Source organism: Methylobacterium trifolii, from assembly GCF_022179685.1.
GTDB lineage: Bacteria > Pseudomonadota > Alphaproteobacteria > Rhizobiales > Beijerinckiaceae > Methylobacterium > Methylobacterium trifolii.
In genome coordinates, this window is sequence record NZ_BPRB01000050.1 from 1 (window position 1) to 19767 (window position 19767).

20 protein-coding genes are annotated in these 19767 nt (G+C 71.1%); 10 read left to right on the forward strand and 10 right to left on the reverse strand.

What is annotated here, in order from left to right:
• Positions 1 to 288: 288 nt before the first annotated feature.
• The 3 genes from COGEMETH_RS04215 to COGEMETH_RS04225 form a co-directional block, all read right to left on the reverse strand.
• Positions 289 to 549, reverse strand: a complete 261-nt coding sequence (locus tag COGEMETH_RS04215) for an Hpt domain-containing protein (protein WP_238181358.1) — start codon at positions 547 to 549, stop codon at positions 289 to 291.
• A 197-nt stretch (positions 550 to 746) separates the two neighbouring features.
• Complete coding sequence (gene purH, locus COGEMETH_RS04220; protein ID WP_238181359.1) at positions 747 to 2345, reverse strand: bifunctional phosphoribosylaminoimidazolecarboxamide formyltransferase/IMP cyclohydrolase; 1599 nt, start codon at positions 2343 to 2345, stop codon at positions 747 to 749.
• A gap of 258 nt (positions 2346 to 2603) precedes the next feature.
• Positions 2604 to 4361 (reverse strand): heparinase II/III family protein, encoded by a 1758-nt coding sequence (locus COGEMETH_RS04225; protein ID WP_238181360.1) that lies wholly within the window; start codon positions 4359 to 4361, stop codon positions 2604 to 2606.
• Positions 4362 to 4685: 324 nt separating this feature from the next.
• Here COGEMETH_RS04225 and COGEMETH_RS04230 point away from each other — a divergent pair, with 324 nt between their 5' ends.
• The 3 genes from COGEMETH_RS04230 (at position 4686) to COGEMETH_RS04240 (ending at position 6293) form a co-directional block, all read left to right on the forward strand.
• Entirely contained in the window at positions 4686 to 4910 is a 225-nt protein-coding gene (locus tag COGEMETH_RS04230) for a hypothetical protein (RefSeq protein WP_238181361.1), read from the forward strand.
• Positions 4911 to 5144: 234 nt separating this feature from the next.
• Positions 5145 to 5372 (forward strand): hypothetical protein, encoded by a 228-nt coding sequence (locus COGEMETH_RS04235; RefSeq protein ID WP_238181362.1) that lies wholly within the window; start codon positions 5145 to 5147, stop codon positions 5370 to 5372.
• Positions 5373 to 5495: 123 nt separating this feature from the next.
• Entirely contained in the window at positions 5496 to 6293 is a 798-nt protein-coding gene (locus tag COGEMETH_RS04240; protein WP_238181363.1) for a hypothetical protein, read from the forward strand.
• Here COGEMETH_RS04240 and COGEMETH_RS04245 read toward each other — a convergent pair.
• Complete coding sequence (locus COGEMETH_RS04245) at positions 6283 to 7272, reverse strand: metal ABC transporter substrate-binding protein (protein ID WP_238181364.1); 990 nt, start codon at positions 7270 to 7272, stop codon at positions 6283 to 6285. The genes COGEMETH_RS04240 and COGEMETH_RS04245 overlap by 11 nt on opposite strands.
• A gap of 178 nt (positions 7273 to 7450) precedes the next feature.
• Between COGEMETH_RS04245 and COGEMETH_RS04250 the strand changes: the two genes are divergently transcribed.
• Entirely contained in the window at positions 7451 to 7948 is a 498-nt protein-coding gene (locus tag COGEMETH_RS04250) for a Spy/CpxP family protein refolding chaperone (protein WP_238181365.1), read from the forward strand.
• A gap of 377 nt (positions 7949 to 8325) precedes the next feature.
• On the forward strand, positions 8326 to 8871 hold the full coding sequence (locus tag COGEMETH_RS04255; protein ID WP_238181366.1) for a PAS domain-containing protein: 546 nt from the start codon (positions 8326 to 8328) through the stop codon (positions 8869 to 8871).
• Positions 8872 to 8934: 63 nt separating this feature from the next.
• On the opposite strand, the gene COGEMETH_RS04260 is transcribed toward COGEMETH_RS04255, so the two are convergent.
• Positions 8935 to 9315, reverse strand: a complete 381-nt coding sequence (locus COGEMETH_RS04260; RefSeq protein WP_238181367.1) for a hypothetical protein — start codon at positions 9313 to 9315, stop codon at positions 8935 to 8937.
• A 411-nt stretch (positions 9316 to 9726) separates the two neighbouring features.
• On the opposite strand from COGEMETH_RS04260, the gene COGEMETH_RS04265 reads away from it, so the two are divergent.
• Together COGEMETH_RS04265 and COGEMETH_RS04270 are read left to right on the forward strand one after the other, a co-directional pair.
• Complete coding sequence (locus tag COGEMETH_RS04265) at positions 9727 to 11478, forward strand: ABC transporter ATP-binding protein (RefSeq protein ID WP_238181368.1); 1752 nt, start codon at positions 9727 to 9729, stop codon at positions 11476 to 11478.
• 37 nt (positions 11479 to 11515) lie between these two features.
• Positions 11516 to 12556: an aldose epimerase family protein gene (locus COGEMETH_RS04270; RefSeq protein WP_238181369.1), complete on the forward strand. Its 1041-nt coding sequence runs from the start codon at positions 11516 to 11518 to the stop codon at positions 12554 to 12556.
• On the opposite strand, the gene COGEMETH_RS04275 is transcribed toward COGEMETH_RS04270, so the two are convergent.
• A complete protein-coding gene (locus COGEMETH_RS04275) occupies positions 12535 to 13974 on the reverse strand; it encodes a HAMP domain-containing sensor histidine kinase (protein WP_238181398.1) in 1440 nt (479 codons plus the stop codon). The genes COGEMETH_RS04270 and COGEMETH_RS04275 overlap by 22 nt on opposite strands.
• Positions 13975 to 13987: 13 nt before the next feature.
• Complete coding sequence (locus COGEMETH_RS04280) at positions 13988 to 14686, reverse strand: response regulator transcription factor (RefSeq protein ID WP_238181399.1); 699 nt, start codon at positions 14684 to 14686, stop codon at positions 13988 to 13990.
• 420 nt (positions 14687 to 15106) lie between these two features.
• Here COGEMETH_RS04280 and COGEMETH_RS04285 point away from each other — a divergent pair, with 420 nt between their 5' ends.
• Positions 15107 to 16282 carry a patatin-like phospholipase family protein gene (locus COGEMETH_RS04285; RefSeq protein ID WP_238181370.1) on the forward strand — a complete coding sequence of 392 codons (1176 nt, stop codon included), beginning with the start codon at positions 15107 to 15109 and terminating at the stop codon, positions 16280 to 16282.
• A 32-nt stretch (positions 16283 to 16314) separates the two neighbouring features.
• A complete protein-coding gene (locus COGEMETH_RS04290) occupies positions 16315 to 16695 on the forward strand; it encodes a hypothetical protein (RefSeq protein WP_238181371.1) in 381 nt (126 codons plus the stop codon).
• 218 nt (positions 16696 to 16913) lie between these two features.
• Here the strand turns inward: COGEMETH_RS04290 and COGEMETH_RS04295 are convergent, their stop codons facing one another.
• The 3 genes from COGEMETH_RS04295 to COGEMETH_RS04305 form a co-directional block, all read right to left on the reverse strand.
• Positions 16914 to 17414 (reverse strand): MmcB family DNA repair protein, encoded by a 501-nt coding sequence (locus COGEMETH_RS04295; RefSeq protein WP_238181372.1) that lies wholly within the window; start codon positions 17412 to 17414, stop codon positions 16914 to 16916.
• Positions 17415 to 17505: 91 nt separating this feature from the next.
• Positions 17506 to 18282, reverse strand: a complete 777-nt coding sequence (locus tag COGEMETH_RS04300) for a cobalamin-binding protein (RefSeq protein WP_238181373.1) — start codon at positions 18280 to 18282, stop codon at positions 17506 to 17508.
• Complete coding sequence (locus COGEMETH_RS04305) at positions 18282 to 18803, reverse strand: DedA family protein (protein WP_238181374.1); 522 nt, start codon at positions 18801 to 18803, stop codon at positions 18282 to 18284. Before COGEMETH_RS04305 ends, COGEMETH_RS04300 begins: the two co-directional genes overlap by 1 nt.
• A 106-nt stretch (positions 18804 to 18909) precedes the next feature.
• Between COGEMETH_RS04305 and pdxY the strand changes: the two genes are divergently transcribed.
• The gene (gene pdxY, locus COGEMETH_RS04310; protein ID WP_238181375.1) at positions 18910 to 19758 is read left to right on the forward strand and encodes a pyridoxal kinase PdxY; all 849 of its coding nucleotides are present in this window, start codon (positions 18910 to 18912) and stop codon (positions 19756 to 19758) included.
• Positions 19759 to 19767: the final 9 nt, after the last annotated feature.

Below are 19767 nucleotides of genomic sequence, written 5' to 3' on the forward strand. Positions count from 1 at the left end.
GAGAGGGGGCCGCCCAGCGTTTCGGACGGACCTCTCCAGTTCCCCTACGCAAATGTGTGAATCCGGTAGCCCGCAGAGGGGAGAGGAACGCGCGCTATGACCGGCCCCCGGACTGAATTGTAAAACCTGTGTAGGCCGTAGCCACAAGGGGGAGGGGAAACGCGTTCCGGAACGGAGACTTATCCAGCGGCTAGGAGGATGAGAGGCCCGCGGCCGATCCTTCACCCCGCCGGCCCTTCTCCAGACCGATGCCCGGCCGCAGGCCTCTCGACGCGCCGCGCATGGCGTTCAGACCGCAGGCCGCCACCGCCTGACCGCATCGCCGGCCTCCCGCGCGGGGCGCGAGGCGGCGCGGCGCCCCGCGGCGCAGGCGTCCTGCAAGGCCCGGCATGCCTGCGACAGGCGGTCGAAGCCGAGCGTCCCGGCCATGGAGATCAGTCGGCGCCGCCGGCGCTGCGAACTCGTCCATGCCCGCCTGCGCAAGCTCGCGGCCTGGATGACCGGCTTCGCCCGCGCCATGGACATCCCGAGGGAACGCAGGCTGCGCACGGAAGCCCTCGCCAGAGCCGGCCGACCACCGCACGGGCGAGGGCCGTCGAGACCACGGGCCGGCCTACCGCGCCGCCAGACACCCCTGCCCATGACGAACCGACCACACGACCTCACCTGAACTCTCCGCGCAGCCGTTCGACTCACAGCCTGTCAGGACGGGGGGATCGATCGGGGCCGAGACGGCGAGCGAACTCTCAATGCCGGAAGTGGCGGATGCCGGTGAAGACCATGGCCAGCCCCGCCGCGTCGGCGGCCGCGATCACGGCGTCGTCGCGCATCGAGCCGCCGGGCTGGATCACCGCGGTGGCGCCGGCCTCGGCGGCGGCCAGCAGCCCGTCCGCGAAGGGGAAGAACGCGTCCGAGGCCACCACCGCGCCCTTGGCGAGGCTCTCGGAGACACCGAGCCGCGCCGCGCCCTCCGCGGCCTTCCAGGCGGCGATGCGCGAGGAATCGACCCGCGACATCTGCCCGGCACCGATGCCGACCGTGGCCCCGGCCTTGGCGTAGACGATGGCGTTCGACTTGACGTGCTTGGCGACCCGGTACGCGAAGCGCAGGTCGGCGTATTCCGCCTCGCTCGGCGTCCGCTTCGTCACCACCGTCAGGGTCATGTCGTCGACGGTGGCCGCATCCCGGCCCTGGACCAGCAGGCCGCCGGCCAGGGTCCGCACCGTCTCGCCCGGCGCGCGCGGATCGGGCAGGCCGCCGGTCAGCAGCAGGCGCAGGTTCTTCTTTCCCGCCACGATGGCTCTCGCCTCCTCCGAGGCGTCAGGCGCGATGATGACTTCGGTGAAAATCTCCACGATCCGGCGCGCCGCCTCGGCGTCGAGGGGGCGGTTGAGGGCGACGATCCCGCCGAAGGCCGAGGTGGGGTCGCAGGCCAGCGCCCGCTCGTAGGCCTCGGTCAGGGTCGCGGCCTCGGCCACGCCGCAGGGGTTGGCGTGCTTGACGATGGCGACGGCGCCCGTGCGGGCCGGATCGAACTCGGCGACGCACTCGTAGGCGGCGTCGGTGTCGTTGAAGTTGTTGTAGGAGAGTTCCTTGCCCTGGAGCTGGCGCGCGGTGGCCACCCCCGGCCGCGCCGGCCCCGGCGTGCGGTAGAAGGCGGCCCGCTGGTGCGGGTTCTCGCCGTAGCGCAGGCCCTGCGCCAGGCTGCCGCCGAAGGCGCGGAACGGGGCCGGCCCGGCCTCGTCCAAGCGCCCGGTCAGCCAGTTGGCGATGGCCGCGTCGTAGGCGGCGGTGCGGGCGAAGGCCTTCTGCGCCAGGGCCTTGCGCGTGGCGGTCCCGATCGTGCCCTGGTTCGCGGCGAGTTCGGCCAGGATCGCGGCGTAGTCGGACACGTCCGTCACCACGGCGACGTCCGCGTGGTTCTTGGCCGCCCCGCGGATCATCGCCGGGCCGCCGACATCGATGTTCTCGATGCAATCGGCCTCGGGCCTGTCCGCACCGATCGTTGCCTCGAACGGGTAGAGGTTGACCACGAGCAGGTCGATCGTCTGGATGCCGTGGGCGGCCAGCGCCGCCTGGTGCTCGGGGTTGTCGCGGATGGCGAGCAGGCCCCCGTGCACCCCCGGATGCAGGGTCTTGACCCGGCCGTCCATCATCTCCGGAAAGCCGGTCAGGTCGGCGACCTCCGCGACCGGCAGCCCCGCCTCGCGCAAGGTGCGGTGGGTGCCGCCCGTCGAGACCAGGGCGATGCCCCGTTCCGCCAGCGCGCGGGCGAAGTCGACGAGGCCGGTCTTGTCGGACACGGAGAGGAGCGCGCGGGAGATCCGCACCTGATCATGCGACATCGACGGACTTGTGGTTCTGACGGACGGGACGCCCGCGCGGTAGCATGGATGGGGCCAGCCGGGCCAGGGTGATCGCTCGCGAGCGATCACCCTGGTTTTTTGCCTGGCTTCAATCGCCGGCGCTCGCATCCGCGGGCTCAGGCTTCCGCTCCGCTTTTGCGTTTTCCGGGACGTTCGTCCCGAAAAACCCGCTTCGCGGGGCGCTCTTCGCGCCCTGACACCGCAAAAGCGGCGTCCGACCGTTGTCGAAGCCGCAACTCAGGTCGCAGGAGCGTCCGCGGCGGCGTCCCTACGTGAGGGCGCCGAACTCAGCCGCTCGAACGACCAGCGCACCTGGGCATCGTCGGCCACCCGCAGGTGCAGCACGATCTGGTCCGTGCGCCGCGCGCCGGTCAGCCCGGCGAAGTAGACGCTCTCCTCGATGGCGATGTCCGCCCCCTCCGCACGGAACTGCCAGACCTCGCCCAGCGCCGAGGCGAGTTCCAGGCCCTCGGGCACGCCGCGCACGGCGATGGCCGGATGCAGGTGGAAGCGGATCGCCACGTCGCGCCCGCGCAGGCGCGCCTTCGTCTGGGGCGCGCGCAGGAAGGCGTCCTGGCCGTCGAGGCGTGCGCCCGTGCCGGCAAGCTGCCAGCGGCGTTCGTGAATGAGGCCGAACTCGCGGGCGTAGCCGTCGTGCCGGGCGGCGAGCACCAGGCTGGCCTCCTCCTCCAGGCGCTCGGCCTCCACCGCGGCCGGGCCGCGCAGGACCACGGGGCCGAGGCGCCGGACAAGCCAGTCCGCCGCGAGGCGCTCGCCCCACCAGCCGCCGCCGCCCAGGAAGCGGCAGGAGGAGGCGTCGGCCACGCAGGCCGTGGAATGGGCGGCGGTGGAACGGGCCAGCCGCCGCAGTTCCGGGCCGCTGGCGGGCAGGCCGCAATTGATCACGATGCGCTGCGGGCCGCTCGACATCTCGAAGGAGAGGCAGCCGGCCCCCGCATTGATGGAGTAGGGCAGGGGCGGGCTCGCGCCCACGTCGGCCACCACGACGACCCGCCCGCCCTCCAGGCGCTCGTAGCCGGAATTGGGCGCGTGCATCATCGGCCGGGCGCGGGCGCCGTCGTAGACCAGGAGCGTGGCGAGGTGGTCGGCCGCCGTCGCGCCCATGCCGTTGAAGTGGCTGAGGGAGGTGTCGGGATGGCGCAGGAGCCGCAGCAGCGGCAGCATCCGGTCGATGGCGCGCAGCAGCGCCTCGGGCGGCTCGACGCTGCGGCTGAGGTAGCTCTGGCGCAGGGGCAGGAGGTCGAGGAGCAGTTCCATGGCGAAGCGCGGGTCGCGGGAGCGGTGGCCGCCATCCGTCATGATCTGCCGGTCGAGTTCCCGCGAGAGCACGCGGGTGGCCCGGCGCAGGATCGGCTGGATGCCCTCGCAGCACAGGCCCGCGTAGCAGAGCGCTACGGCCGCGTTGAGCCGCCATTGCGGTGGCACGCCCCGGCGCAGGTCGCGCTCCAGCTGTTGCGCGCCACGGGCCAACGCCTTGAGAAAGCTCTGGTAGAAGCCGTGGTCGGCCCCCTCCAGCACCAGGGGCGACTGGCACAGGAACGAGATCAGCCGGCGGGCGGCCACCGGCGTGTGCCGGGCGAGGTGCGCGTCGCCACGGCCCGCCATGAAGTCGGCCACGAACGCGCGGGCGTTGGCGCGGGCCAGCGCCGTGTCGGCGGCGCGCAGGTGGCGCAACCAGCCGAAGCCGTAGAGCACGTCGGCCCATTCCGGCGAGGGGGGCGCGTAGTCGAACGGCGAGCCGCCGCTGGCGGCCAGCGATCGGCCGGCGAAGACGAACAGGCCCGCATAGATGTCGTCGGCGAAGGTGGAATCCGAGGTGCGCAGGTCGTGGGGGGCGATCACCAGGCCGGTCACGCGCACGCGGGCCAGGATGTCCGGCCGTGCCGTCAGCCGGGCCGTGGCGGCGCGCATCGTGCGCGCGACCTCGCGCCCCACGAGCCGATAGATGCGCCAGCGATCAGCCCCCCAACGCACGCGATCTCCTCGGCCCGGGCGGCCCACGACGGGCCGGACGGCCTCCGCAGTGACGGTCAAGCTAGAACCGGCGTCTTAACCCTTGGTTTACGCTGTGTCATGCCCGCGGGCAGGCTTGGCGCTCTGCCTTGTCCGGCGCAGCGGGAGGCCGGCGGAAGGTCTGTGGCGCGGACGCATCGAGGCCGGATTTTCAGCACAGTCAGGCGCCGTCCCTCTCGTTATCGTTAACAGACTGTTAAAGGATGACTGTCTATAAAAGGACAACGGTCCGTCGGCTGCACCCTGACGTAGGGCAAGACCGGCCTGGAGGAAACGGGGAAGGTCATGGCCGCAGACAATCTTGCGACCTCTCTCGACATCATGGCCTGTTTTCGCCTGCTCCTGGCACGAGACCCGGGGCCGGAAGAGTTGAGCTACCATCTCCAGCATCACGTCGGGAAACCGATCGACGAGATCGTCCTGGTGTTCCTGAGGTCCGACGAGTTCGCGGATCGGGGCCTGCCGTTCGAGTCGCGGTATCGCCAGCGAGCCAAACTGGCCGCCGTCTGATCCCGGTCTTCCTTCCTGAGCCGCGCTCGACGCGGATGACGCCGCCGCCCGGCATCGCGTCGGCGAATGCGCGTGCCTTGCTGCATTGCGGTATGTGAAGAGCGGTGATTGCGGGGACAAGCCTGCACCGTTCCCCCGGAATCCGGGCTAAGCCCTTGATCCGCCTGTCGCGTTTACCCCTCGCGCTTGGTTTCCTGTACAAGGACGGGACGCCCGGCGACCGAGGGGTTGCACATGCGGTTCGACATCACCGAAGACGCGGCGGGCCGCTGGTTCTGGACGCTGTTCGATGCCCGCGCCCGCTCGGTGCTGTGCTCGCCCGTCCGCTTCACCAGCCAGGTCCAGGCCTACGCGGATGCCGCGGTCTTCAAGGCGCTGGTCTCGGGCGCTGAGGTCAAGACCGACCAGGCACCCAAGGGCAGCCATGGCCCTGCGGCGGACAAGCAGCTCGGCCTGCTCTGAATAGCGGGACTGCGAGTATTGAGTTTGCCGCGCAAGGGCCGAATCTCTTAACTATCAAGCGAAGATGTGGCATGGCCGCTCGCGGCCGGACCTGTCCAGCCGGTCCGATCCCGGGAGCCGCGCGTGAAAATCCTGATCGGAACGCCATTGCACGACGGGACCGTGCAGATCGAGTTCATGCGCTCGATCATGCGCCTGATCGAAGCGCTGCGCGGACGGGGCATCGTCTTCGGGCTCGCGACGCCGATGGGCTCCCTGATCTTCCTGCAGCGCAACACGCTGGCGAGCGTCGTGCTGCACGACCCGACGTTCGACGCCCTCCTGTTCATCGATTCCGACATGGAGTTCCGGCCCGCACTCATCGAGAAGATGATCGCGGCCGCCAAGCCCGTCGTCGGCGTCATCTGTCCGGCCAAGGTCCTCGACGCCCGCGAGTTCCACGCGAACGCCAAGCTGACGGGGAGCCCGCAGGACGCCCTCGAGCGCTCGCTGAGCTTCGTCGGCGAGAACTACCTGATGCACGAGCCGATCGCGGATTTCGAGCGGCCCGAGAGAGCCTACAAGGTCCGGGGCGGCCTCATGCGCACGACGCGGGTCGGCACGGGGATCATGCTGATCCGGCGTTCGGTGCTGGAGACGATGCGGACGACGCTGCCCGGCATGTGGCTCGGCCACACCCCGAAATCCTATGCCCGCTTCGGCGCGCCCCCCGGAGGCGTCCTGCAATGCTTCGCCCAGGAGCGGGACATCGACGGGTCCTATCTCGGCGAGGATTACGGTTTCTGCGACCGCTGGGTCCGCGATTGCGGCGGCGAGATCTGGGCCTGCGTCGACGAGCCGGTCGGCCATATCGGCCGCATGGCCTATCGCGGCACCGCCCTGTCCAAGCTCGCGGCGACCCGGACCTTGCTCACCGAGTGACCGGGCCGCCGGGCGTCGGCCGACTCGGTCCGAGCGCGGCGGCGAACGCGCGCAGGTTCGAGCGCATCATCGCGACGTAGCTCGGTGCCGGGCCGGACGGGCCGGAGAGGGCGTCCGAGAATACCTTGCCGCCGATGCGCGCGCCGCTCTCGCGGGCGATCTGCTGCATCAGGCGCGGGTCGCTGACCGTCTCCAGGAACACCGCCGGCACCTTGTCCCGGCGAATCTGGCGGATGATCCGGGCCACGTCGCGGGGGCTCGCCTCGCTGTCGGTGGAGACGCCCTGCGGCGCCAGGAAACGCAGACCGTAGGCGCTGCTGAAATAGCCGAAGGCGTCGTGGGTGGTGATGATCCGCCGGTGCTCGGGCGGAATCGTCTCGATGGTCGCGCGCACCTCCGCCTCCAGGCGGTCGAGTTCGGCGATGTACGCGGTGGCGTTGCGGGCATAGGCCTCCGCATGGGCCGGGTCGGCCTTGGCGAGCCCGTCGCGGATGTTGGCCACGTAGACCTTCGCGTTCGCGACGTTCTGCCAGGCATGGGGATCGGCCGCGTGCCCGGCGCCGTCCGCCCCGGACCGGTCGTGATCGTGGTCGTGCTCGGGATTGCCGGGGATCGTCGCCACGCCCGTCGAGGCGACCACCACCGGGGCCTTCGAGCCCGAGGCCTTTATCAGCCGGTCGATCCAGCCCTCGAAGCCGAGGCCGTTGACGAAGACGAGGTCGGCCTGCGCGAGGGTGCGGGAATCGCTCGGGGCCGGGCTGTAGCCGTGGGCGTCGGCGTCCGGCCCGACGAGGTCGGTGACGCGCACGTCCGGGCCGCCTACCTGCCGCACGAGGTCTCCCAGGATCGAGAAGGTCGCCACCGCGCGCAAAGGGCCCTCGGCGCGGGCCGCGGCGCAGAGGCCGACCGACACGCAGAAGGCCAGGACGAGCCGCGCCGCGAGCCCGAACGATTCCGACACGTACCGGCGCCCCACCATCGACCTCCCGCAAACCCGATCCGCGGTCTCGATAATGTAACATTGTTACAGACACAAGCCGGAGACATGGATGGGATGTCATGCGGCGGACAGGGCGGCGCCATTCGACCTCGTCCATATGCAACCTCGGCAGTTCTGGCCGTCGCCGCCCCCCTCGGCGCGAACCATGGAGACCCCCATGCCCCGATCCGTCACCAAAGGTCTATTGCTCGCGGGCGTCGCCGCCCTCGGCCTCGCCGGCGCGGCAGCGGCCAAGGACTGGCACGAGGGCGGCGGCCACGGTGGCCCCGGCCGCTGGAGCAACCTCTCGCCCGAGGACCGGGTGGCCTTCGCCGAGGCGCGCATCGCCGCGCTGCATGCGGGCCTGGGCCTCAACCCCGACCAGGAGAAGCTGTGGCCGCCGGTCGAGACCGCGATCCGCGACCTGTCGCGGCTGCGGCGCGACCAGCGCGAGGCCCGGCGGGACCGCGGGCGCATGGTGGACGACGCGCCGGGCACCCTGCGGGCCATGGCGGATGCGGCCACCGCCCGCGGCGAGGCCCTGCGCAAGCTCGCCGACGCCTCGGCTCCCCTCTACGCCACCCTCGACCCCGACCAGAAACGCCGCGCCCTGATCCTCGCCCGGCCGATGCGTGCCCACGGGCACCATCGCCACGGGCCGCGCGACGAGCGCTGATCCGGGGCCGCGCGGCGTCGGACGCATCATCGTCCGTCTGCGGCCGGGCGGCACGTCCTCGAACGGGCCGTTCGGACGATCCGGAGCCCGATGCCGCCATGACGGCTGCGCAGGCTTGCCGACGAGACGGCGGAGAGGAGCCGGTCGCCATCCGTTTCGGACGGCGCCTGACGCCTTCGTCCTGAATGGGTCGACGATCCGCCGGGCGGTATCCTAATTCCGGCCGCGGTCCACTTCGACGCCCGAGCCGCCTGCCTATGCACCGAAAATGCGTGCCGTTTCAGACCGAATCGGGCGGCGCGGAAAAGATTTCATATTTTTGAATCAAAAAATACATTCGTGCTATTGGTTTCGCTTCGCATTCTGCGAGTCGAAAAATGATATTCGCGGCCAATTCTGCTGGCGTGTTCGAATATCTTTGTCCGGAATGGACAAATTATACCGGTCAGACTCCCAAGGAATATTTTGGCAACGGGTGGCTGGAAAGGGTCCACGCGGACGACAGGCAGGTCGTCCGCAGCATCTTCTCGGAGGCTGTGATCGATGAAGCTGCGTTCAGCATCCGATTTCGGGTCCAGTGCGCCGACGGTGCGACGCGTTGGATCGGAGCGGGCGGCGTCCCGTCTTTCGGGCCGCCCGGCAGGACGTTTCTCGGCTATCTCGGCTCGATGACCGAAATGGCGACGAGTGCCACGGACGTGCTCGTTGCCTATGGAACCGTCGGCAGCTTCACGCCCCCGCCGCCGCATCTCTCGACGATGCCCGTCTCCAGCCTCGACATGGTCGCGGACCACTTGTTGATCGCGCACGCTCTCGTCGCCGAAGGCGATGACAAGCGCGCGCTCCCGGCCGTTCGCGAGGCCCTGCTTCTCGTCGGACGCGGGCTCGCTCGCCAGAGCAAGCCCGGCACACGCATCAACTGAGCGATGGGATGTCCGGAGCCGGAAGGCTTGGCCGGGCTTGCAGGATGCACTGTCGCCGACCCATCAAAGCGACGATGGGTCGAAACGCCCGATGAAGCGCCAGCCGTCCCATACGTCGAACGCGCACCTGTCGGCTTGGGCCTGAGCCCGCGCCGTGGCGTCTTCGTCATCGCAGGCCAGGATCGTATGGGTGCTCACCATGCCGCTCGCGTCCAGGACGAGAACGAAGTAGCGGCGTCCCTCGTCACCGCTGCCGATGATCGGCCGCGATGCGACCTGGACGACGGACCGGGATCGGGGTGCCGAGCGTTCGAGGGCATCGCGTGCGTCCCGAACGCGCGCACGGGATCGTTCGATGGCATCGGCCGCCTCGAAGTCGCCCAGCAGGACCTGCCTGAGACGCCGGAGAGCCGCATTCCACCGAGGTTCGGGTCCGGTCGGCATGCATGAGCCCTCGCGCTGAGGCGGGAGCAAAGGGCACTCTCAGCCACCGATGCCTGACGGTAAAAATCGGTGGTCCGCCGACCATACAAGCGCTCCACCTCACGGCCCAGGGCCTGGTCCCGCTTCGTACACGTTCGTACGAAGTGACCGCCGCGTGTCGGCTCAGGCATGATCGCCTGGTCTCGATCCGGGGTGCGGCGCGTCTTGGCTTCCGATCGGCGCCGATGGAACGGATCGTGCGACGAACCGGTCCGGGACCGCGAGGCGCGACCGTTCGCGATCGGATCGGGAACCGAAACCCGGCCGATCCGTGAGCGCGCTTGATCCGCGGCGCTGGCGGCGGCAAACCCGCCGGACCGCCGCCCGGAGGCGACGGGGGCCGGGCCCGTCGTCCGGACACGCGGACACCCCATGGCGCGCCTCAAGGGCGACACGATCCCGCTGCTGATGCGCGTCTGGCGCGAGTGGCTCTCGCCCCACCGCGGTACGCTGGCGGTTGTGCTTCTCCTGATCGCCCTGGTCGGTGCGTCCACGGGACTCTACCCGGCGCTCATCAAGGCCGCCTTCGACGCCTTCGACCACAAGGATTCGGCGGCGCTGGCCTACGGGCCGCTGGTGGTGATCCTCGTCACCTCGGTGCGGGGCTTCAGCCTGTTCGGGCAGACGGTGCTGACCAACCGCGTCGTCACCCGCGTCGAGGCCGACATGCAGGCCGCCCTCTACGCCCACCTGATCGACGCCGACCTGGCGCAGCTCGGCCGCGAGAGCCCGGCCGCCTTCACCCAGCGATTCACCACCGACTTCGCCTTCATCAAGGAGGCGCTGACCCGGATCTCCACCGTGCTCCTGCGCGACGTGGCCATGCTGGTCGGCCTCGTGGCCGCCCTGATCTGGATGGACCCGGTGCTGACCCTGGTGGCCGCCGTCACCGTGCCGTTCGTAGCGGGGCCCATCGGCCGGATCGGCAAGAAGCTGCGCCGCGTCTCCACCACGACGCAGGAGCAGATGGGGGCGATGGCGAGCCTGATCTCCGAGAGCCTCCAGGGCGTGCGCGTCGCCAAGACCTACGCCATGGAAGGCTACCTCAAGGGCCGGGCCCGCGACGCCCTGAACGAGGTCCGGCGTCTGAAGATGAAGGCGGCCAACGCCCGCGGGCGCCTCGACCCGCTGCTGGAGGTGGGCGGGGGACTGGCGGTCGCAGCCGTCCTGATGCTGGTCGGGCAGCGGGTGATGTCGGGCGAGCGCACGGTCGGCGACTTCACGGGCTACGTCGCCGCCCTGCTGCTCGCGGCCCAGCCCGCCCGCGCGCTCGGCACCCTCAATGCGATCCTGCAGGAGGCGGCCGCCGCATTGCGGCGCTACTTCGACCTGATGGACGAGGCCCCCCGTATCCGCCAGGCGCCCGACGCCGTGCCGCTCAGCGCCGGGCCGGGGGAGATCCGCTACGAGGCCGTGCGCTTCCGCTACCGCGAGGACGCGCCCGCGTTGGAGGGCATCGACCTGACGGTGCCGGCGGGCTCGACCACGGCGCTCGTCGGCCGCTCGGGCTCGGGCAAGTCCTCGCTGCTCAACCTGGTGCCGCGCCTCTACGACGTGGGCGGGGGCCGCGTGACCATCGACGGGCAGGACGTGCGCGCCCTCACCATCCCGTCGTTGCGGGCTGCGGTGGCCGTGGTCTCGCAGGAGGTCACGCTGTTCGACGACACGGTGGCGGCCAATATCGGCTTCGGCCGGCCGGGCTCGACCCAGGCCGAGATCGAGGCCGCGGCCGAGGCGGCCGCCGCCCACGGCTTCATCGCGAAGCTGCCCGAGGGCTACGACTTCCGGGTCGGCCCCGGCGGCGGACGGCTCTCCGGCGGCGAGCGCCAGCGGGTGTCGCTGGCCCGCGCCTTCCTCAAGGACGCGCCGATCCTGCTCCTCGACGAGGCGACCTCGGCCCTCGATTCCGAATCCGAACGCCTCGTCCAGGGCGCCCTGACCCGGCTGATGCGCGGGCGCACGACGCTGGTCATCGCCCACCGCCTCTCCACCGTGCGGGAGGCCGACCTGATCGTGGTGATGGAGGCCGGCCGCGTGATCGAGACCGGCCGGCACGACGACCTGATCGCGGCCGGCGGCGCCTACGCCCGCCTCCACCGGATGCAACTGTCCGACGCTCCCTGACGCGCTAGCTCCCTGCGGAGAGCGTGGAGCAATACGGATGGCGGGCGAGAGCTTCGGGCGGACGGCGGACGGCCGGGCCGTGACGCGCTTCACCCTCGTGCGCAGACCCTTGCGCGTCCAGGTGATCGATTACGGCGCCGTCGTCACGGCGATCGAGACGCCGGACCGGGCGGGTGCGATCGCCAACGTCGCCCTCTGCCTCGACGGCGTGAGGGGCTACGAGACCGTGAGCCCGCATCTCGGGGCACTGGCCGGGCGCTACGCCAACCGCATCGCCAAGGGCCTCTTCCGCATCGACGGACACGACTACCGCTTGCCGGTCAACGATCCGCCCAACACCCTGCACGGCGGGGTGACGGGATTCTCCAAGCGGCTCTGGCGGGTGGAGCGGGCCGATGCCACGAGCCTCGCCCTGACCCGGCGCTCCCTCGACGGGGAGGAGGGCTTTCCCGGCAACCTCGACGTGCGCGTGGTCTACAGCCTGCCCGAGGACGGGACCCTGCGGATCGCGTACGGCGCCCGGACCGACCGCCCCACCGTGCTGAACCTGACCAACCACAGCTACTTCAACCTCGGTGGCGAAGGCTCCGGCGACGTGATGGGCCACGTGGTGGAACTGGCAGCCGACGCCTACCTGCCCACCGACGCGACGCAGATCCCCACCGGCGAAATCCGCCCCGTGGCCGGCACGCCCTTCGATTTCCGTAACGCTACGCCGCTCGGCGCCCGCATCCGCGACGGCGATCCGCAGATCGTGCGGGCCAAGGGCTACGACCACACCTTCGTGCTCCGCGGGCAGGCGGGGCACCTGCGCCCGGCGGCCTCATGCGTCGATCCCACGAGCGGGCGGCGCCTGGACGTCGCCACGACGCTCCCGGCCGTGCAACTCTACACCGGCAACACCCTCGACGGCACCCTGGTCGGCTCGAGCGGGCGGACCTACCGCTCCGGCGACGGCGTCTGCTTCGAGACGCAGGGGTTTCCCGACGCGCCGAACCAGCCGAACTTCCCCTCCGCGGTGCTGCGGCCGGACGAGCACTTCGAGTCGGCCACGACCTACCGCTTCTCCACCGTCTGAGCGCCTGCGGGCAGCCCGATCACGACCCGCAGGCCGGGTCGGTTGTCCTCCAGGGCGAGGCGGCCCTGGTGCAGGCGGACGACGGCGTTGACGAGGCTCAGCCCCAGGCCGAAGCCGGGGCGCGAGCGGGCATCCTCCAGGCGCACGAAACGCTCCAGCACCCGCGCGCGCTCGGCTTCCGGGATGCCGGCGCCGTGGTCGGAGACGGAAAGCCGGATCTCGTTGCCCTCGGCCCTCGCCTCCACGGTGATGCGCGGGTCCGAACCGGTGCCGGCCGCACCGTACTTGATGGCGTTGTCGATGAGGTTGGCCACCGCCTGCCCGATCAGCTCGCGGTTGCCGTCGAGCACCAGCCCGTCCGGCGCGTCGATGGCGAGCGCAAGGCCCCGCTCCTCGGCCAGGGCCTCGTACAGGTCGCCGATGCCGCGGATCGCCGGGCCGATATCGATCGGCGCCATGATCTCGCGGGCGTTGCCCGCCTCCAGCCGCGCGATCATCAGGAGGGCGTCGAACACCCGGATCAGGCCGTCGCTCTCCTCGATCACCCCTTCCAAGGCCGTGCGCAGAGCCTGTGGGGAATCGCTGCCGCGCAGGGCCTCGTCGGCCCGGTTGCGCAGGCGCGTCAGGGGGGTCTTGAGGTCGTGGGCGATGTTGTCGGAAACCTCGCGCAGGCCGGTCATCAGCTCGCCGATGCGCTCCAGCATCAGGTTGAGGTTCAGGGCCAGCCGGTCGAGTTCGTCGCCGTTGCCGGCCACGCTCAGCCGGTCGCCGAGGTCGCCCGCCATGATGGCGCGGGTGGTGCGCGTCATCGCGTCGACGCGCTTGAGCACCCGGCTCGCCACGAACCAGCCGCCGATCACGCCGAGCACCACCACCATGGCGAGCGACGAGCCGAAGGTCCGGCCGATCACCCCCCGCAGGCGGTCGCGCTCCTCCACGTCCCGCCCGACCAGCAGTCGGAACCCGCCGGGCAGGGTGAAGATCCGCACGATCGCCCGGTGCCCGGTGCCCTCCGCGTCGCTGCGGCCGTAGGCGGTCTCGGCCAGGCCCGGCGTCGCCAGCACGATCCCCGGCACCGTTCCGACGTTGCCGACCACGTGTTCGCCGGCCGCGGTGGTGACGAGGTAGAGGGAGGCGCCGGGCTCGCGCGAGCGCCGTTCGACCACGCCGATCAGCCGCCGCAGGCCACCGGCGTTGTACTGCTCGGACAGGCCGTTGATCTCGGCGTCGATCGTGGAGACGATCTGGTCGTCGAGCACCCGGCTGGCGCTCCAGGCGACGTAGCCGAGCGCGAAGAAGGCGCAGGCCGCGAAGATCGCGAGATAGGCCAGCGACAGCTTGAACGCCGTGGTGCGGAACAGCTTCTGGACCCGCGCCGGCAGGCTTTCACGGGCTGCGCTCCCCGAGGCCTCCGTCATCGCCATGGGAGGGTCACGGCGCGCGCGTCTCCTCGGCCCGCAGCATGTAGCCCGCGCCGCGCACCGTGTGGATCATCGGGGTCGGAAAGCCCTTGTCGAGCTTCGCCCGCAGGCGCGAGACGTGCACGTCGATGACGTTGGTCTGCGGGTCGAAATGATAGTCCCAGACATGCTCCAGCAGCATCGTGCGGGTGACGACCTGGCCGGCATGGCGCATCAGGTATTCCAGCAGGCGGAACTCGCGGGGCTGCAGCGGCACCTCCTGGCCTGCGCGGGAGACCCGGTGCGAGAGCCGGTCGAGTTCGAGGTCGCCCACGCGGTAACTCGTCGCCTCCGCGCTGGCCGCGCCCGCCCCGCGGCGGCGGGCCAGGACCTCCGTGCGCGCGAGCAGTTCGGAGAAGGCGTAGGGCTTGGGCAGGTAGTCGTCGCCGCCCGCCCGCAGGCCCTTCACCCGGTCGTCCACCTGTCCGAGCGCGGAGAGGATCAGCACGGGCGTGTCCACCTGCTGCTCGCGCAGGGAGCGGATCAGGGACAGGCCGTCGAGCTTCGGGAGCATCCGGTCGACGATCAGCACGTCGTAGGCGCCCTCCTGCGCCAGGGCGTAGCCTGTGAGCCCGTCCAGCGCCTGGTCGGCGACGTGGCCGGCCTCCCGGAACGCCTTGACGAGGTAGGCCACCGCCTCCCGGTCGTCCTCGATGATGAGAAGCCGCATGGCTTCGGTGCATAGCGCGGGCGGGGGCGGCGGGGAACGGGTCTCGGCGGGCGCGAGCATGGCGATCCTCCCAGGGCGCGATACGGGTCCACCCTCGTGCCCGATCCGGGATTACCGCCCCGTCGCGGGGGGATGACCATTCGGTAACGCGCCCGCCCGCTCCTGCCGGTCGAGGCGTGATGCGATCCGGGCCGCCGGACGCACTGAGAGTGTCCATTCGCGCGAATGCTTCATGCGGCCGCCGGATTCCGCATGGCTGCAATGTTTCGAGGGGGGCGCTCCCGTGTATCCGGCCCGTACGATTACACGAAATCACCACGCAACAGGACGCTGCGAAACCTTCACCATACCGCAGAGGGGTGGTCGGTCCGGTTGGACAAAGACCTCCAGGCTCTGGTCTCGATCCTCGGGAGAGCGACCGTGCAGACATCCAAGAGACGCTTCCTCCTCGCGGCGCTGTCCGCCCCGGCAATCGCCGCGACGAGCGCGTTCCCCACCGCCGCCCTGGCGAAGGCCGTCGCGCCCCGCGCTCCCGCGCCGCGCCTCACCGGCACCGCCGAGGACCAGGACCGGGCCGTCGTCGCGGGCATCCCCGAGGCGCGCTTTTCCGCAGACCGGGTCGACGCCTATCTCGCGGCCCTCGGCACTGCGCCGATCCTGTCCGAGGCGCCCTGGCTCGCCCTGTCGACCGGCGGCGAGAACGGGGCCTTCGGCGCGGGCCTGCTGAACGGCTGGAGCGAGGCCGGCACGCGGCCGACCTACGCGGTCGTCACCGGGGTGAGCACCGGCGCGCTGATCGCCCCCTTCGCCTTCCTCGGCCCGCGCTGGGACGGCGCCCTGCGGGACGCCTACACCGCCATCGGCGCCTCCGACGTGTTCGAGATCGGCGCCACCGAGACCAGCCTGCTGGACACCTGGCCGCTGACCCGGCTGATCGCCCGCCACGTCACGCCCGACCTGCTGGCGGCGGTCGCCCTCGAACACGCGAAGGGCCGGCGCCTGTTCGTGCTGACCACCAACCTCGATTCGGGCCGGCCGGTCGCCTGGAACCTGGGCGCCATCGCCGCCAAGGGCGACGCCGCCGCGCTCAAGCTCTTCCGCGACGTGCTGCTGGCCTCGGGGAGCATCCCCGGCCTGTTCCCGCCGGTCGTGATCGACACGGTCTCCCAGGGGCAGCCCCTTCAGGAGATGCACGCGGACGGCGGCATCACCGCGCCGTTCTACGTGGCGCCCGAGGCCGTTGTCGCCGACGTCGCCGAGCCCTTCCCCGCGCGGGAAGTGCACGTCGTCGTCAACAGCCGTCTCGAACCCGAATTCCTGCCGACGCAGCGCAATCTGACCTCGGTCATCGGCAACGCCCTCTCGTCCGCCGTGAAGGCGGGGACGCGGGCCGCGCTGAAGGTGCATGCGGGCTTCGCGCGCGAGCGCCGCATCGTGCTGCGCGTCGCCACCATCGATGCCGGATACAGGGCGCCGTCCTCCGCCCCCTTCGACCAGACGGCGATGCGCGCCCTCTACGCCCATGCCCGCCGTCGCGCCCGCGACGGCGAGACCTTCGACGTGCGCCCGGCCGGGCGCATCGCCGGCAGGTCGTGACCCACCCCCCCTTTACCGAAAGGTCCATCCCCATGACCCGCCCCCTCGTCCTCGGCCTCCTCGCCGCTCTCTCCGCAACCGCCGTCTCGGCCGGCCCCGCCGCCAAGGCCGAGAAGGCGCACGCCTTCGACGGCAAGTGGAGCATCGAGGTCATCACCGAGCGCGGCTCCTGCGACCGCGCCTACCGCTACGGCATCCGCATCGAGAACGGGCAGGCCCGCTACGACGGCGGCACCGACTTCACCGTTTCGGGCCAGGTCACCGGCAACGGCCGGGTCAAGGGCAGCATCGCCCGCGGCGCGGACCGGGCGGACGTCGTCGGCGCCCTGGACGGCCAGTTCGGCAACGGGACCTGGCAGACGGCCGGCGCCACTGCCTGCGGCGGGGTCTGGAACGCCGAGCGCCGAGGCTGAGGCGCATTTTCGAGGTTCGAAACGAAGAGTCGGCCTGTGCGATCGGTGGACCGAACGTCTATCTCAACAAAGCCCTCATCCTGAGGTGCTTCCACGCAGTGGAAGCCTCGAAGGAGGCCTCCAGAAATCTCTGCGATAGCTGGAGGGCTCCTTCGAGGCGGCTGCCGCCGCACCTCGGGATGAGGGGATTGTTGGGAGTCGATCGGTCGAACAGACTCTCAGAGCGTTCCCTCGCGGATCGCGCCCGGATCGGCCAGGGCGTGCAGGAGGCGCGCCGCGCTGTGGGCGAAGCGCAGCGTCACCGCCTTGCGCCGCGCCGGGCTCAGGGCGTGCTCCGGGGCCTCGCGCACCACCAGGGCTCCGAAGGCGTCGGCGACGATGAGGCCGCATTCCGCCGGGATCAGGGATTCCGGCACCGTCTCGGGAATGGCGAACAGGAAGCGGTCGCAGAAGTCGCGGTAATCCGGCCATTTCCGGTCGGCGCGAAAGTCGGCCACGCTCGACTTGATCTCGACGATGGTGAGCCGCCCCGCCCCGCAGAGGGCGATCACGTCGGCCCGGCGCCCGTTGACCAGGGAGAACTCCGGCAGCGTCACGCAGCCCATCTCCGCGAACAGCCGCCGCACCCCCCGCTGCAGGCGCAGAGCCGTGGGCGACTGGCGCCGGTCCGGCGGCAGGGCCGGGTCGGCCGGGAAGGCGTGGGCGAGGGCTGCTGACATGGTCCGGCGTTCGATGGCTGTCCCGAATCGGGGCATCCTGCCAAGCCGGGACCCCCGTTGTCACCTGCGGCGCGAGGGCGCGAGGGCGCGATCAGCCCAGCGCCGCCCGGATCGCGTCGAAACCGTCCGTCAGCGCCGCCGGCCCCGGCTGGAGGATCAGCGGCGACTTGATCTCGTGGATGCGCCCGTCGCGCACGGCGGGCACGGCCTCCCAGCCCGGCCGCTCGCGGATGCGGGCGACGTTGACGCGCTTGCCGCACCAGGAGGCGAGGATCACGTCGGGGGCCGCCGCGATCACCTGCTCGGAGCTGACGATCCGGTCCCTGGCGGCCTGCGCCCGGCTCAGGTCCGGGAACGCGTCCTGCCCGCCGGCCAAGCGGATCAGGTCGGCGACCCAGCCGATGCCGGAGATCATCGGCGCGTCCCATTCCTCGAAATACACCTTCGGGCGCGGCCGCCCCGCGGATTCTTCCGAGGCCCGCGCCAGCCGCGCCTCGTAGCCGGCCGCCAGCGCCTCGGCCCTGTCCGGCACGCCGACGAGGGCGCCCAGCGTCCGGATCATCGCGAGGCAGCCGGACACGTCCCGCTGGTTGAACAGGTGCACCGCGATGCCGGCCCGCGCCAAGTCGGCCACGATCTCCGCCTGAAGGTCCGAGAAGGCGAGCACGAGGTCGGGCTCAAGGGCCAGTATCTTGCCCATGTCGGCGCTGGTGAAGGCCGAGACCCGCGGCTTCTCCTTGCGCACCCGCGGGGGCCGGACCGCGTAGCCCGAGACGCCGACGATGCGCGCCTCCTCGCCCAGCAGGTAGAGCGTCTCGACGGTCTCCTCCGTCAGGCAGACGATGCGCTCGGGCGGGAAGCGGCGCATCAGTCCTGGAACCAGGTCAGCAACCCGGCGCCGGGGGCGAGCAGGATGAAGGCCCAGACAACCGCCGAGAGGACGTTGGCGACCTGGAAGGGCAGGCGCGCGACCCCGAACATCCCCGCGATCAGGGGCACCACCGCGCGTGCCGGCCCGAAGAAGCGCCCCACCGCCACCGCCGCCGCGCCCCAGCGCTTGAGGAAGACCTCGCCCTTTTCGACCATCTCGGGGTAGCGTCGCATCGGCCACATCCCCTTCGCGCCGTCCCCGTAATGGCGGCCGAACTCGTAGGAGAGCCAGTCGCCCAGGGCTGCGCCGAGAGCGGCGGCGGCCACCACCGGCCAGAACGGGATGCCGGTGGCGCCGATCATCGCGCCGATCCCGATCAGGATCACGGTGGCCGGCACCAGCAGCGACAGGAAGGCGATCGATTCGCAGAAGGCGAGCACGCCCGCGATCAAGGGCGCCCAGTCCTTGTGGGCCTCGACGAAGCCGAGGGTCGTCGTGCGCAGGGCGTCGAGGTCCATGGGCCTCATCTGGCGCAAGGGCGGCGGCGCCGCAACCGCGGGCGCGGATGCGGGCGCTGGCGAAAGCCGCTAACACGCCTCCTCGGTCGAGCCAGGGAGCGGCCCGGTGAAGGTCCTGTCGATCCAGTCCCACGTCGCCTACGGCCATGTCGGCAACGCGTCCGCCGTGTTCCCGATGCAGCGGCTCGGCGTCGAGGTCTGGCCGATCCACACGGTGCAGTTCTCCAACCACACCGGCTACGGCGCCTGGCGCGGCCGGGTCTTCGATGGGCCGATGATCGAGGATCTCGTGACGGGGATCGCCGAGCGCGGGGTGCTGGGCGCCTGCGACGGGGTGCTGTCGGGCTACATGGGCTCGGCCGACATCGGCACCGCCATCCTGCGGGCGGTGGAGTCCGTGCGGGCGGCCAACCCGAAGGCCCTGTATTGCTGCGACCCCGTGATCGGCGACACCGACGGCGGGGTCTACGTCCGCCCCGGCATTCCGGAATTCATGCGCGAGCGGGCGGTGCCGGCCGCCGACATCCTCACCCCGAACCAGTTCGAGCTGACCCTGCTCACCGGCCTGCCCACGGGCACCCTCGATGAGGCCAAGGCTGCGATCAGTGCCCTCCAGGCCCGCGGCCCCCGCGTGGTCCTCGTCACCTCCCTCGTCACCCGCGAGACGCCGGCCGACGCCATCGACCTGCTGGCCGGGGAGGGCGGGCGGTTCTGGTCCCTGCGCACCCCCCGGCTCAGCCTCTCGGTGAACGGGGCGGGCGATTGCGTCGCCGCCCTGTTCTTCGTGCACTACGCCCGCACCGGCTCGGCCGCCCTGGCCCTGGGCATGGCCGGCGCCTCCGTCTACGGCTTGCTGCGGCGCACGGCGGAAGCCGGCTCGCGGGAGATCCTCACGGTGGCGGCGCAGGACGAGTTCGTCGCCCCGAGCGAGACCTTTCCGGTCCTGCCCGCCTGAGCCGCGGCA